Origin of the sequence: Pseudomonas sp. PHC1 (assembly GCF_046487845.1) — a bacterium.
In the GTDB taxonomy this organism is placed as follows: Bacteria; Pseudomonadota; Gammaproteobacteria; order Pseudomonadales; family Pseudomonadaceae; genus Aquipseudomonas; species Aquipseudomonas sputi.
The window spans coordinates 66536-79800 of record NZ_JBJXHJ010000020.1; the positions used below are offsets into that span (position 1 = coordinate 66536).

General features: G+C 58.0%; 12 protein-coding genes and 2 tRNA genes. 13 read left to right on the forward strand and 1 reads right to left on the reverse strand.

The features are described from left to right. Positions 1–118 precede the first annotated feature (118 nt). From carB to ACKJSM_RS22025, 3 genes are read left to right on the forward strand one after another with little or no spacing between them, the layout of a single operon-like run. The gene (gene carB / locus ACKJSM_RS22015) at positions 119–3340 is read left to right on the forward strand and encodes a carbamoyl-phosphate synthase large subunit (protein WP_039769162.1); all 3222 of its coding nucleotides are present in this window, start codon (positions 119–121) and stop codon (positions 3338–3340) included. 2 nt (positions 3341–3342) lie between these two features. Then, complete coding sequence (gene greA, locus ACKJSM_RS22020) at positions 3343–3819, forward strand: transcription elongation factor GreA (protein ID WP_236181504.1); 477 nt, start codon at positions 3343–3345, stop codon at positions 3817–3819. A 28-nt stretch (positions 3820–3847) separates the two neighbouring features. Then, positions 3848–4252: an MFS transporter gene (locus ACKJSM_RS22025; protein WP_410238863.1), complete on the forward strand. Its 405-nt coding sequence runs from the start codon at positions 3848–3850 to the stop codon at positions 4250–4252. A gap of 9 nt (positions 4253–4261) precedes the next feature. Here the strand turns inward: ACKJSM_RS22025 and ACKJSM_RS22030 are convergent, their stop codons facing one another. Further along, the gene (locus ACKJSM_RS22030) at positions 4262–4570 is read right to left on the reverse strand and encodes a YhbY family RNA-binding protein (protein WP_011332401.1); all 309 of its coding nucleotides are present in this window, start codon (positions 4568–4570) and stop codon (positions 4262–4264) included. 101 nt (positions 4571–4671) lie between these two features. Here ACKJSM_RS22030 and rlmE point away from each other — a divergent pair, with 101 nt between their 5' ends. The 10 genes from rlmE (at position 4672) to nusA (ending at position 13242) form a co-directional block, all read left to right on the forward strand. Beyond that, positions 4672–5301, forward strand: a complete 630-nt coding sequence (gene rlmE, locus ACKJSM_RS22035) for a 23S rRNA (uridine(2552)-2'-O)-methyltransferase RlmE (protein ID WP_410238842.1) — start codon at positions 4672–4674, stop codon at positions 5299–5301. A gap of 202 nt (positions 5302–5503) precedes the next feature. After that, entirely contained in the window at positions 5504–7411 is a 1908-nt protein-coding gene (gene ftsH, locus ACKJSM_RS22040) for an ATP-dependent zinc metalloprotease FtsH (RefSeq protein WP_011332403.1), read from the forward strand. 8 nt (positions 7412–7419) lie between these two features. Continuing rightward, positions 7420–8271, forward strand: a complete 852-nt coding sequence (folP, locus tag ACKJSM_RS22045) for a dihydropteroate synthase (protein WP_410238843.1) — start codon at positions 7420–7422, stop codon at positions 8269–8271. A gap of 16 nt (positions 8272–8287) precedes the next feature. Next, a complete protein-coding gene (gene glmM, locus ACKJSM_RS22050; protein WP_236181506.1) occupies positions 8288–9625 on the forward strand; it encodes a phosphoglucosamine mutase in 1338 nt (445 codons plus the stop codon). 65 nt (positions 9626–9690) lie between these two features. Next, positions 9691–10446, forward strand: coding sequence for a triose-phosphate isomerase (gene tpiA, locus ACKJSM_RS22055; RefSeq protein WP_236181459.1), 756 nt, complete (start codon positions 9691–9693; stop codon positions 10444–10446). Between the two features lie 4 nt (positions 10447–10450). Then, complete coding sequence (gene secG / locus ACKJSM_RS22060) at positions 10451–10834, forward strand: preprotein translocase subunit SecG (RefSeq protein ID WP_016771756.1); 384 nt, start codon at positions 10451–10453, stop codon at positions 10832–10834. A gap of 22 nt (positions 10835–10856) precedes the next feature. Continuing rightward, positions 10857–10942: transfer RNA gene (locus ACKJSM_RS22065), tRNA-Leu, on the forward strand. A gap of 97 nt (positions 10943–11039) precedes the next feature. After that, positions 11040–11116 (forward strand) — tRNA-Met (locus tag ACKJSM_RS22070). 138 nt (positions 11117–11254) lie between these two features. Beyond that, positions 11255–11713 (forward strand): ribosome maturation factor RimP, encoded by a 459-nt coding sequence (rimP, locus tag ACKJSM_RS22075; RefSeq protein WP_039769696.1) that lies wholly within the window; start codon positions 11255–11257, stop codon positions 11711–11713. Between the two features lie 47 nt (positions 11714–11760). Continuing rightward, entirely contained in the window at positions 11761–13242 is a 1482-nt protein-coding gene (gene nusA, locus ACKJSM_RS22080; RefSeq protein ID WP_003221546.1) for a transcription termination factor NusA, read from the forward strand. The last annotated feature ends 23 nt before the right edge of the window (positions 13243–13265 follow it).

Genomic DNA, 13265 nt, shown 5'->3' on the forward strand with positions numbered 1-13265 from the left:
CTTGAGACTGTAGCGAGAAGCCCCTCGAGGGCGGCCCCGGAACCGGCGGCCCCCTCGGGACTTCAGAAATCGATCAAGACGGCTTGCCGACTGACCTGCGGATTTGAGTGACAAACCCATGCCAAAACGTACAGACATTAAAAGCATCCTGATTCTCGGCGCTGGCCCGATCGTTATCGGCCAGGCCTGCGAATTCGACTACTCCGGCGCCCAGGCTTGCAAAGCCCTGCGCGAAGAGGGTTACCGCGTCATCCTGGTGAACTCCAACCCGGCCACCATCATGACCGACCCGGACATGGCCGACGCCACCTACATCGAGCCGATCAAGTGGCAGACCGTTGCCAAGATCATCGAAAAAGAGCGTCCGGATGCAGTGCTGCCAACCATGGGCGGCCAGACTGCGCTGAACTGTGCCCTGGACCTGGAGCGCGAAGGCGTTCTGGAGAAGTTTGGCGTTGAGATGATCGGTGCCAACGCCGACACCATCGACAAGGCTGAAGACCGCTCGCGTTTCGACAAGGCGATGAAAGCCATCGGCCTGGAATGCCCGCGTTCCGGTATCGCCCACAGCATGGAAGAAGCCAACGCGGTGCTTGAGCGCCTGGGCTTCCCGTGCATCATCCGTCCGTCCTTCACCATGGGCGGCACCGGTGGCGGTATCGCCTACAACCGTGAAGAGTTCGAAGAAATCTGCGCCCGTGGTCTGGACCTGTCGCCAACCAAGGAACTGCTGATCGACGAATCGCTGATCGGCTGGAAAGAATATGAAATGGAAGTTGTCCGCGACAAAAAGGACAACTGCATCATCGTCTGCTCGATCGAAAACTTCGACCCGATGGGCGTGCACACCGGTGACTCGATCACTGTTGCTCCAGCCCAGACCCTGACCGACAAGGAATACCAGATCCTGCGTAACGCCTCGCTGGCGGTACTGCGCGAGATCGGCGTCGAGACCGGCGGTTCCAACGTGCAGTTTGGTATCTGCCCGGACACCGGCCGTATGGTCGTGATCGAGATGAACCCGCGTGTATCCCGCTCGTCGGCTCTGGCCTCGAAAGCCACCGGTTTCCCGATCGCCAAGATCGCGGCCAAGCTGGCCGTCGGTTACACCCTCGACGAACTGCAGAACGACATCACCGGCGGCCGTACGCCGGCGTCTTTCGAGCCGTCCATCGACTACGTCGTGACCAAGCTGCCGCGCTTCGCGTTCGAGAAATTCGCCAACGCTGACGCGCGCCTGACCACTCAGATGAAGTCGGTCGGTGAAGTCATGGCCATCGGCCGTACCTTCCAGGAATCCCTGCAGAAAGCCCTGCGCGGTCTGGAAGTGGGCGTTTGCGGTCTGGACGAGAAGGTCGACCTGAGCAATCCGGAAAGCATGAGCGTGCTCAAACGCGAACTGACCGTACCGGGTGCCGAGCGTATCTGGTACGTGGCGGACGCTTTCCGCGCCGGCATGACCGTCGAAGAAATCTTCGGCATGAACATGATCGATCCATGGTTCCTGGTACAGATCGAAGATCTGATCAAGGACGAAGAGAAGGTCAAGACCCTCGGTCTGTCCGCTATCGACCGCGATCTGATGTACAAGCTCAAGCGCAAGGGTTTCTCCGACCAGCGTCTGGCCAAGCTGCTGGGTGTCACCGAGAAGAACCTGCGCACGCACCGCCACAAGCTGGAAGTGTTCCCGGTCTACAAGCGCGTCGACACCTGCGCGGCCGAGTTCGCCACCGACACGGCCTACCTGTATTCGACCTACGAGGAAGAGTGTGAAGCCGCGCCGTCCGGTCGCGACAAGATCATCATCCTTGGCGGTGGCCCGAACCGTATCGGTCAGGGCATCGAGTTCGACTACTGCTGCGTACACGCGGCACTGGCGCTGCGCGATGACGGGTACGAGACCATCATGGTCAACTGCAACCCGGAAACCGTTTCCACTGACTACGACACTTCCGACCGTCTGTACTTCGAGCCGGTGACCCTGGAAGACGTGCTGGAAATCTGCCGCGTCGAGAAGCCGAAAGGCGTGATCGTCCAGTACGGCGGCCAGACGCCTCTGAAGCTGGCTCGCGCCCTGGAAGCAGCCGGCGTGCCGATCATCGGCACCAGCCCTGACGCCATCGACCGCGCCGAAGACCGTGAGCGCTTCCAGCAGATGGTCGAGCGCCTGAACCTGCGTCAGCCGCCAAACGCTACTGTGCGCAGCGAAGACGAAGCCGTTCGCGCTGCCGCGAAGATCGGTTACCCGCTGGTGGTGCGTCCGTCCTACGTACTGGGCGGCCGGGCGATGGAAATCGTCTACAAGGAAGAAGAACTCAAGCGTTACCTGCGTGACGCGGTGCAAGTGTCGAACGACAGCCCGGTGCTGCTCGACCACTTCCTCAACTGCGCCATCGAGATGGACGTGGATGCGGTCTGCGACGGCAAGGACGTGGTGATCGGCGCGATCATGCAGCACATCGAACAGGCGGGCGTTCACTCCGGTGACTCTGCGTGTTCGCTGCCTCCCTACTCGCTGCCGGCGCACATCCAGGACGAAATGCGCGAACAGGTCAAGAAAATGGCCCTGGAGCTGGGCGTGGTCGGCCTGATGAACGTTCAGTTGGCGCTGCAGGGCGAAGACATCTACGTCATCGAAGTCAACCCGCGTGCTTCCCGTACCGTACCGTTCGTGTCGAAGTGCATCGGTATTTCCCTGGCGATGGTCGCGGCTCGCGTGATGGCCGGTAAAACCTTGAAGGAAATCGGCTTCACCAAGGAAATCATTCCGAATTTCTACAGTGTGAAAGAGGCGGTGTTCCCGTTCGCCAAATTCCCTGGCGTTGACCCTATCCTCGGCCCAGAGATGAAGTCCACCGGTGAGGTGATGGGCGTCGGCGATACCTTCGGCGAAGCCTTTGCCAAAGCCCAGATGGGCGCCAGCGAAGTGCTGCCGACCGGCGGTACTGCATTCATCAGTGTGCGCGACGATGACAAGCCTCTGGTTGCAGGCGTGGCCCGTGATCTGATCAACTTGGGCTTCGAAGTCGTCGCCACTGCCGGCACCGCCAAGCTGATCGAAGCCGCAGGTCTGAAAGTGCGTCGCGTGAACAAGGTGACCGAGGGTCGTCCGCACGTGGTCGACATGATCAAGAATGACGAAGTCACCCTGATCATCAACACCACCGAAGGTCGCCAGTCGATCGCCGATTCCTATTCCATTCGCCGTAACGCCTTGCAGCACAAGATTTACTGCACCACCACCATTGCTGCTGGCGAAGCTATCTGTGAAGCGCTGAAGTTCGGTCCCGAGAAGACCGTACGCCGCTTGCAGGATCTACACGCAGGATTGAAGGCATGAGCATAACCAAGTACCCAATGACTGTTCAGGGCGCTCGCGCCCTGGAAGAAGAGCACGCTCACCTGACCAAGGTCGTTCGTCCGAAGCTTAGCCAGGACATCGGTACGGCCCGCGAGTTGGGTGACTTGAAAGAAAACGCCGAATACCATGCCGCCCGCGAACAGCAGGGCATGGTAGAGGCGCGGATCCGTGACATCGAAGGTCGCATGCAGAACGCGGTGATCATCGACGTAACGACCATTCCGCACACCGGCAAGGTGATTTTCGGCACCACCGTCGAAATCGCCAACGTCGAGACTGATGAAAGCGTCACTTACCAGATCGTGGGTGAGGACGAGGCGGACATCAAGCTCGGCAAGATTTCGGTCGGCTCGCCGATCGCTCGCGCCTTGATTGCCAAGGAAGAGGGCGATACGGTCGTTGTGAAAACGCCAGGTGGCGATATCGAGTACGAGATTGTCGAAGTCCGTCACATCTGAGGGCGGGCGCCCGCTGCATGCGGGCGCGATGCTCTGGCAACTGGCCCAGATGTTGTGGGTCGGTGGCCTGTGGCTGGTACATCTCGGTCTGCGGCCGGTGCTGGGTCAGATCGGCCTGGCACCGCTGCTGATCGATGAAGTTGCAAGTACGTTTGAAGTGGCGGTAGTGGGTTTTGCCGTCGCGTGCGTGATATTTCAGGCTTTGGTGCTGGTACAGGCCGAGGGCCTTGTCAGTCTATGGCGGGATTTCCGCGGGCAGGTGTTGCTGATGGCGTTGTATGCGTGTGCGATGTTTGTCGCAGTACGTGTCGGCTGGCCGGATGCGCAGCGCTGGCAGGTGTTCAGCTTTCTTGTGTTGGGTTTTTCCGGGCTGGTGCTGGTATTGCAGCCGGTGCCTGGATGGAGTGGCAGGGTGCGCGAAGCACACCCTTGACCCTTGCCATCACTTGAAGCGATGGACGTTCGACAGCTGCTTGTTGACGCTGAAGTTCTTGCGGTAAATCAGTGCCATCTTGCCGATGACTTGAACCAGATCGGCCTTGCCGACCTTGCACAGCTCTGCAACGGACGCCAGACGCGCCTCGCGATCGAGGATGTTGAGCTTGATCTTGATCAGTTCGTGATCTGCCAATGCGCGTTCGAGTTCGGCTAAAACACCTTCAGTCAAACCGTTGTCAGCCACCGTCAAAACTGGCTTCAGGTGGTGGCCAATGGATTTGTACTGTTTCTTCTGCTCTGGAGTGAGCGGCATAATCTGACCCTTTCGTCTGGATTCTGTAAAATGGCGGCCATTTTACCCGAGGGCTCGTGGATCCGCCCAATTAATCACGACCCTAATCAACGAGGTGCCCAATGGCGCGTTCCAAGACAAGCCTTGGTTGGCTGAAAAGACATGTCAATGATCCCTATGTGAAGCAGGCGCAGAAGGACGGTTACCGTTCGCGTGCGAGTTACAAGCTTCTGGAGGTCCAGGAAAAATACAAACTGATCCGTCCGGGCATGAGCGTCGTCGATCTGGGCGCGGCGCCTGGCGGCTGGTCTCAGGTCACCAGTCGGCTGATCGGTGGCCAGGGGCGTCTGATCGCTTCGGACATCCTGGAAATGGACAGTATTCCGGACGTGACTTTCATCCAGGGCGACTTCACTCAGGACGAAGTGCTCGCCCGGATCCTTGAGGCCGTAGGTAATTCGCAGGTGGACCTTGTGATTTCCGATATGGCCCCCAATATGAGTGGTACGCCTGAAGTGGACATGCCAAAAGCCATGTTTCTTTGTGAGCTGGCGCTTGATCTGGCGGAGCGGATACTCAAGCCGGGCGGTAATTTCCTGATCAAGATTTTTCAGGGCGAGGGGTTCGATACCTACCTGAAGGACGCTCGCAAGAAGTTCGACAAGATCCAGATGATCAAGCCGGATTCCTCTCGTGGCAGCTCTCGCGAGCAATATATGCTGGCTTGGGGCTATCGCAGTCGTAGCGAGTAAAGCGAGGTTTTTTGGTGGGGTGATAGGTTTTTCGTATTTCGCCCCGCGCGCATAAGCGAATATTGTGTAGAAAGTGTTTCACAAAGGGTTACAGACGGCGCCTGCCAGAGCTGTAGGTAATGTAGTAAGTTAGGCCGGTGAATATCATGCGAAGCGCGCGCCAGTAGCGGAGCTTGCTTCAGAGGGTAGTTAATTGAACGATATGGCAAAGAATCTGATCCTGTGGTTGATCATCGCGGCAGTCCTGGTGACGGTGATGAACAACTTCTCCAGCCCTAACGAGCCGCAGACCCTCAACTATTCCGACTTCATCCAGCAGGTCAAGGATGGCAAGGTCGAGCGCGTGGCCGTCGACGGTTACGTGATTACCGGCAAACGCAACGATGGCGACAGCTTCAAGACCATTCGTCCGGCAATCCAGGACAATGGCCTGATCGGTGACCTGGTCGACAACCACGTTGTGGTCGAAGGCAAGCAGCCTGAACAGCAAAGTATCTGGACCCAGCTTCTGGTAGCCAGCTTTCCGATCCTCGTGATCATCGCGGTGTTCATGTTCTTCATGCGCCAGATGCAGGGCGGCGCGGGCGGCAAGGGCGGACCGATGAGCTTCGGCAAGAGCAAGGCTCGTCTGCTGTCGGAAGATCAGGTGAAAACCACCCTGGCTGACGTTGCCGGTTGTGACGAAGCCAAGGAAGAAGTGGGTGAGCTGGTCGAGTTCCTCCGTGATCCGGGCAAGTTCCAGCGTCTGGGCGGCCGCATTCCCCGCGGCGTGCTGATGGTCGGTCCTCCGGGTACCGGTAAAACGTTGCTGGCCAAGGCGATTGCCGGCGAAGCAAAAGTGCCGTTCTTCACCATTTCCGGTTCGGACTTCGTCGAAATGTTCGTCGGTGTCGGTGCCAGTCGCGTTCGCGACATGTTCGAGCAGGCCAAGAAGCACGCACCATGCATTATCTTCATCGACGAGATCGATGCCGTTGGTCGCCATCGTGGCGCCGGTATGGGTGGCGGTCACGACGAGCGTGAACAGACTCTCAACCAGTTGCTGGTCGAGATGGACGGTTTCGAAATGAATGACGGCATCATCGTCATCGCCGCAACCAACCGTCCTGATGTGCTGGACCCGGCGTTGCTGCGTCCTGGTCGTTTCGACCGTCAGGTGGTGGTTGGCCTGCCGGACATCCGTGGTCGCGAGCAGATCCTCAAGGTTCACATGCGTAAAGTGCCAATGGGTGACGACGTTGCTCCGGCCGTTATCGCACGTGGTACCCCGGGTTTCTCCGGTGCCGATCTGGCGAACCTGGTGAACGAGGCGTCGCTGTTCGCTGCCCGTGCCGGCAAGCGCATCGTCGAAATGAAAGAATTCGAACTGGCCAAAGACAAGATCATGATGGGCGCCGAGCGCAAATCCATGGTCATGTCCGAGAAGGAAAAGCAGAACACCGCTTATCACGAAGCAGGCCATGCCATTGTGGGGCGCGTCGTACCCGAGCACGATCCGGTCTACAAGGTCTCGATCATCCCGCGCGGTCGTGCGCTGGGCGTGACCATGTTCCTGCCGGAAGAAGATCGCTACAGCCTGTCCAAGCGTGCGCTGATCAGCCAGATCTGCTCGCTGTACGGCGGCCGTATTGCTGAAGAGATGACATTGGGCTTTGACGGCGTGACCACCGGGGCTTCCAACGACATCATGCGTGCGAGTCAGATTGCGCGGAATATGGTGACCAAGTGGGGGCTGTCGGAAAAACTCGGTCCGTTGATGTATGCCGAAGAAGAGGGTGAAGTATTCCTCGGTCGCGGCGGTGGCGGTCAGAATGCCAGCTTCTCTGGCGAGACAGCCAAGCTGATCGACTCCGAAGTGCGCAGCATCATCGATCAGTGCTACGGCACCGCCAAGCAGATCCTCACGGATAACCGCGACAAGCTCGATGCCATGGCGGATGCCCTGATGAAGTACGAGACGATCGATGCCGAGCAGATCGACGACATCATGGCCGGTCGCACACCTCGCGAGCCTCGCGACTGGTCGGGCGGTACCGGTACTGGCACGCCACCTGTCATTCAGGGCGAGCGTCCGGAAACACCGATTGGCGGTCCGGCTGCCGACGTTTAAGGTTTGAAATGACTTCTGTACAGTCCCTGACCCGGTTGCCTTGCGGCAGCCGGGTTCTTGATTTGGCCCGGACGCATGTCATGGGCATTCTCAATGTCACGCCCGATTCTTTTTCGGACGGTGGCCGATACAGTCAGCTCGATGCGGCTTTGCGTCATGCTGAAGCCATGGTCGCCGCAGGCGCGACGCTGATTGATGTGGGGGGCGAATCGACCCGGCCAGGTGCGCGGGCGGTTTCTCCATTGGAGGAGTTGGAGCGTGTCGCGCCCGTCGTCGAGCTGATCAACCGCGAACTCGATGTGGTCATATCGGTCGATACGTCCACTCCGGCGGTCATGCGCGAAACGGCACGGTTGGGTGCCGGCTTGATCAACGACGTTCGCTCGCTACGGCGGGACGGTGCGCTTGATGCGGCCGCAGCCACGGGGCTGCCGGTGTGTCTGATGCATATGCTCGGCGAACCTGGCGATATGCAGGATGATCCGCGTTATCAGGATGTTACCCGGGAAGTGGGTGAGTTTCTTGCCGAACGCATGGCTCAATGCGAAGTGGCAGGCATTCCGGCCGAGCGAATCATTCTTGATCCGGGCTTCGGCTTCGCCAAAACCCCGCAGCACAATCTAAGCTTGTTCAAGCATATGGAGGCCCTGCATGCGTTGGGGCGACCACTGTTGGTGGGCGTTTCGCGCAAAAGCATGATCGGCTATGCATTGAATCGCCCGGTGGGTGAGCGTCTGTATGGCGGTTTGGCACTGGCTGCACTGGCATCGGTGAAAGGCGCGCGTATATTGCGCGTCCATGATGTGGCAGAAACGGTGGATGTGGTGCGCATGCTCGCAGCCGTGGAATCAGCCGAATAAGAATGATGGAGCACTTATGAGCAAGAAATATTTTGGTACCGACGGCATTCGTGGGCGCGTCGGGGAGTATCCGATCACTCCGGACTTCATGCTCAAGCTCGGCTGGGCTGCCGGTATGGCCTTCCGCAAAATGGGTGCCTGCAAGGTGCTGGTCGGTAAAGACACGCGGATTTCCGGCTACATGTTCGAATCGGCACTTGAGGCTGGCCTGACATCTGCCGGCGCCGATGTAATGCTGCTCGGCCCGATGCCGACTCCAGCTATCGCCTACCTGTCGCGTACCTTCCAGGCTGAGGCCGGGATCGTGATCAGCGCGTCGCACAATCCGCATGACGATAACGGCATCAAGTTTTTCTCCGGCAAGGGCACCAAGCTTCCCGATGAGCTGGAGCTGATGATTGAAGAATTGCTCGATACGCCAATGACTGTCGTCGAGTCGAGCAAGATTGGCAAAGTGTCGCGAATCAATGATGCTTCCGGTCGCTATATCGAGTTCTGCAAGAGCTCCGTGCCGACCGGTACCAATTTCTCCGGCCTGAAGATTGTCATCGACTGTGCGCACGGTGCCACTTACAAGGTCGCCCCGAGTGTTTTCCGTGAGCTGGGTGCCGAGGTCGTCGTTCTGTCGGCTCAGCCTAACGGGCTGAACATCAATGACAACTGTGGCTCCACGCATATGGGGCAATTGCAGGCGGCGGTGTTGTCCGAGCATGCCGATCTGGGTATCGCCTTCGATGGCGATGGCGACCGAGTGCTGATGGTCGATCACACCGGTGCGATAGTCGATGGTGACGAGCTGATTTTCATCATTGCGCGCGATCTGCATGAGCGAGGCAAATTGCAGGGCGGTGTTGTCGGTACGCTGATGAGCAATTTGGGTCTGGAGTTGGCTCTGGCGGATCTGGGTATTCCTTTTGTGCGTGCAAATGTCGGCGATCGCTATGTGATTGCCGAGTTGCTGGAGCGCGATTGGCTGGTCGGGGGCGAGAACTCCGGACATGTCGTTTGCTTCAACCACACGACGACTGGCGATGCGATCATTGCGGCGTTGCAGGTGCTGATGGCACTGAAAACACGCAACGAAGGTCTGGCGCAAACTCGTCAGGCCCTGCGTAAGTGTCCTCAGGTGCTGATCAACGTGCGCTTCGGCGGTGGCGACAGTCCGCTGGAGCACCCGGCTGTCAAGGAGGCGAGCGCGCGCGTAACCCAGGCGATGGCGGGGCGCGGGCGTGTGCTTTTGCGTAAGTCCGGGACAGAGCCTCTGGTGCGTGTGATGGTCGAAGGCGAGGACGAAATCCAGGTTCGTGGCTATGCCGAAGAACTGGCAAAACTGGTAACTGAAGTTTCTGCCTGATTCGGCTTGCCAGCCATGATTGTGTTGGGTAACATCTGCGCCCACTTTGACCGACGAGGTACAGCATGCGTCGCCCTATGGTAGCTGGTAACTGGAAGATGCACGGTACCCGCGCCAGCGTCGCTGAGCTGATCAACGGCCTTCGTCATCTGGCCTTGCCAAGCGGTGTTGATGTCGCGGTGTTCCCGCCTTGCTTGTATATCAATCAAGTGATTGATGGCTTGAAAGGCAAATCGATTTCGGTCGGTGCGCAGAACTCTGCGGTGGAATCCATGCAAGGTGCGTTGACGGGCGAGATTGCGCCGAGTCAGTTGGTGGATGCAGGTTGTTCCCTGGTGCTTGTCGGGCACTCCGAGCGCCGCCAGATCATGGGTGAGCGGGACGGAATGCTGAACCGCAAGTTCGCAGCGGCGCAGGCATGTGGCTTGATTCCGGTGTTGTGTGTAGGGGAAACCCTGGAGCAACGTGAAGCTGGAAAAACTCTTGAAGTTGTCGGGCGTCAGCTGGGCAGCATCATAGAAGAGCTGGGTGTCGGTGCTTTTGCCAATGCAGTGATCGCTTACGAGCCGGTCTGGGCGATTGGTACTGGACTGACTGCAACGCCGCAACAGGCTCAGGATGTGCATAAGGCCATTCGCGAGCAGGTGGCGGCAGAGAATTCTGAAGTGGCACGAGGTGTGCGGCTTCTATACGGCGGCAGCGTGAAGGCGGCCAATGCGGTCGAACTGTTCGGCATGCCGGATATCGATGGGGGGCTCATTGGTGGAGCTTCCCTGAATGCAGATGAGTTCGGTGCGATTTGTCGCGCCGCGGGAAACTGAAAAAATGCTGGAAACAGTCGTAGTCGTTTTTCATCTGCTGGGTGCATTGGGCGTAGTTGCTCTGGTTTTGCTGCAGCAGGGTAAAGGTGCGGACGCTGGCGCGTCTTTCGGTGCAGGTGCTTCAAATACTGTATTCGGAAGCCAAGGTTCCTCTACCTTTCTTAGTAAGTTTACTGCTATACTTGCCGCCGGTTTCTTCATAACCAGCTTGGGGTTAGGATACTTTGCTAAAGAGAAAGCTCATCAGCTGACTCAGGCAGGTCTTCCAGATCCGGCAGTGTTGGAAGTTCCAAAGCAACAACCGGCTTCTGATGATGTCCCGGTGCTTCAAGAGCAAAAGTCGGCTACTCCAGCGACTGACGTGCCTCCAGCTCAAGAGCAGAAGTAAGAAGGGTTTCAAACGTAGTATTGCCGAGGTGGTGGAATTGGTAGACACGCAACCTTGAGGTGGTTGTGCCCATAGGGTGTAGGGGTTCGAGTCCCCTTCTCGGTACCAATTAGTCAGGAGAGCCCGCTGTTGCGGGCTTTCTTGCAGGTGGAAGGTTGCATTGACCCTATAAGGGATCGGTCGTATACTTCCGCCCCAGCTTTGTCGCGGGGTGGAGCAGTCTGGTAGCTCGTCGGGCTCATAACCCGAAGGTCGTCGGTTCAAATCCGGCCCCCGCAACCAGTTTAAGGAGCCCCTTTTAAGGGGCTTTTTGTTAGCTGGACACTTTCAACGCCGCTGTTCGACGGCGTTTCAAGGATGGGCGTTTCGCCCATTTTTTTATTTTGCATAGCATGCACATACATGCACGAGGGGGTTCAGGTGTCGAGCAAGCTAGAAGAGTTGCAGGCCTTGCTGGCCCCGGTGGTCGTGGCCCTGGGCTATGAATGCTGGGGTATTGAGTTTTCGGCTCAAGGTCGTCACTCAATGTTGCGCGTTTATATCGATAAGGAAGGCGGCGTACTGGTGGACGATTGTGCCATCGTCAGCCGTCAGATCAGCGGTGTGCTGGATGTTGAAGATCCGATCTCCGTTGAATACACCCTTGAAGTTTCCTCGCCAGGCATGGAACGCCCACTGTTCACTCTTGAGCAGTTTGCCAAATATGTCGGTGAACAAGTGAAGATCAAGCTGCGCTCGCCTTTTGAAGGTCGACGCAACTTTCAGGGCCTTCTGCGCGGTGTAGAAGAGCAGGACGTCGTGGTGCAGGTAGATGACCATGAATTCCTGTTGCCGATCGATATGATCGACAAGGCCAACATTATTCCCAGTTTTGACTGAGACGCGGATCCCGCGGATCCAATGGCTTGCGAAAGGCGAGGCGTACGATGAGCAAAGAAGTACTGCTGGTTGTTGAGTCGGTATCCAATGAAAAGGGTGTACCGGCAAGCGTAATTTTTGAAGCGCTGGAGCTGGCTCTGGCCACTGCTACCAAAAAGCGTTTTGAAGACGAAGTTGATCTGCGTGTGGAAATCAACCGCCACACCGGTTCTTACGAAACTTTCCGTCGCTGGACGGTCGTCGAAGAGAATGATCTCGATGATCCGGCCATCGAAACCTGGCCGAGCAAGGTTGCTGAAACGCACCCTGGCGCCAAGGTTGGCGACGTTGTTGAAGAAAAGATCGAGTCCATCGAGTTCGGCCGCATCGCTGCACAGACCGCCAAGCAGGTCATCGTGCAGAAAGTGCGCGAAGCCGAGCGTGCACAAGTGGTTGACGCCTATCGCGAGCGCCTGGGAGAAATCATCTCCGGCACCGTGAAAAAAGTGACCCGCGACAACGTGATCGTCGACCTGGGTAATAACGCTGAAGCGTTGCTCGCCCGTGAAGACATCATTTCTCGCGAAACCTTCCGTGTTGGCGTGCGCCTGCGTGCGCTGCTCAAGGAAATCCGCACCGAGAACCGTGGCCCTCAGTTGATCCTGTCGCGTACCGCGCCGGAAATGCTGATCGAGCTGTTTCGTATCGAGGTGCCGGAAATTGCTGAAGGCCTGATTGAAGTCATGGCCGCATCCCGTGATCCGGGTTCGCGTGCCAAGATCGCTGTCCGCTCCAAGGACAAACGCATCGACCCGCAGGGCGCGTGCATCGGTATGCGCGGTTCGCGCGTCCAGGCCGTGTCGGGTGAGTTGGGTGGCGAACGTGTCGACATCGTCCTGTGGGACGACAACCCGGCACAGTTCGTGATCAATGCCATGTCGCCGGCAGAAGTGGCGGCCATCATCGTTGACGAAGATGCCCATGCCATGGACATCGCCGTTGGCGCGGACAATCTGGCTCAGGCCATCGGTCGCGGTGGTCAGAACGTGCGTCTGGCGAGCCAGCTGACTGGCTGGACCCTGAACGTGATGACCGAATCGGACATCCAGGCTAAGCAACAAGCGGAAACCGGCGACATCCTGCGCAACTTCATCGACGAGCTGGAAGTCGACGAAGAACTGGCTCAGGTGCTGGTAGACGAAGGCTTCACCAGCCTGGAAGAGATTGCCTACGTACCGTTGGAAGAAATGCTCAACATCGACGGCTTTGACGAAGACATCGTCAACGAGCTTCGTGCTCGTGCCAAGGATCGCTTGTTGACCAAAGCCATCGCTACTGAGGAAAAGCTGGCAGACGCCCATCCGGCCGAAGACCTGCTCTCGCTTGAGGGTATGGACAAGGATTTGGCGATGGAACTGGCGGTGCGCGGCGTAATTACCCGCGAAGACCTGGCCGAGCAGTCTATTGACGATCTGCTCGACATCGACGGCATTGACGATGATCGTGCCGGCAAGTTGATCATGGCCGCCCGAGCCCACTGGTTCGAGTAATTAGGCGCGGCCTGAGGAGAGAA

Coding starts and splice junctions, on each gene's coding strand:
- nusA (WP_003221546.1), top strand. CDS start 11,761: ATGAGCAAAGAAGTACTGCTGGTTGTTGAGTCGGTATCCAATGAAAAG.
- tpiA (WP_236181459.1), top strand. CDS start 9,691: ATGCGTCGCCCTATGGTAGCTGGTAACTGGAAGATGCACGGTACCCGC.
- carB (WP_039769162.1), top strand. CDS start 119: ATGCCAAAACGTACAGACATTAAAAGCATCCTGATTCTCGGCGCTGGC.
- glmM (WP_236181506.1), top strand. CDS start 8,288: ATGAGCAAGAAATATTTTGGTACCGACGGCATTCGTGGGCGCGTCGGG.
- ACKJSM_RS22030 (WP_011332401.1), bottom strand. CDS start 4,570: ATGCCGCTCACTCCAGAGCAGAAGAAACAGTACAAATCCATTGGCCAC.
- ftsH (WP_011332403.1), top strand. CDS start 5,504: ATGGCAAAGAATCTGATCCTGTGGTTGATCATCGCGGCAGTCCTGGTG.
- secG (WP_016771756.1), top strand. CDS start 10,451: ATGCTGGAAACAGTCGTAGTCGTTTTTCATCTGCTGGGTGCATTGGGC.
- ACKJSM_RS22025 (WP_410238863.1), top strand. CDS start 3,848: ATGCTCTGGCAACTGGCCCAGATGTTGTGGGTCGGTGGCCTGTGGCTG.
- folP (WP_410238843.1), top strand. CDS start 7,420: ATGACTTCTGTACAGTCCCTGACCCGGTTGCCTTGCGGCAGCCGGGTT.
- rlmE (WP_410238842.1), top strand. CDS start 4,672: ATGGCGCGTTCCAAGACAAGCCTTGGTTGGCTGAAAAGACATGTCAAT.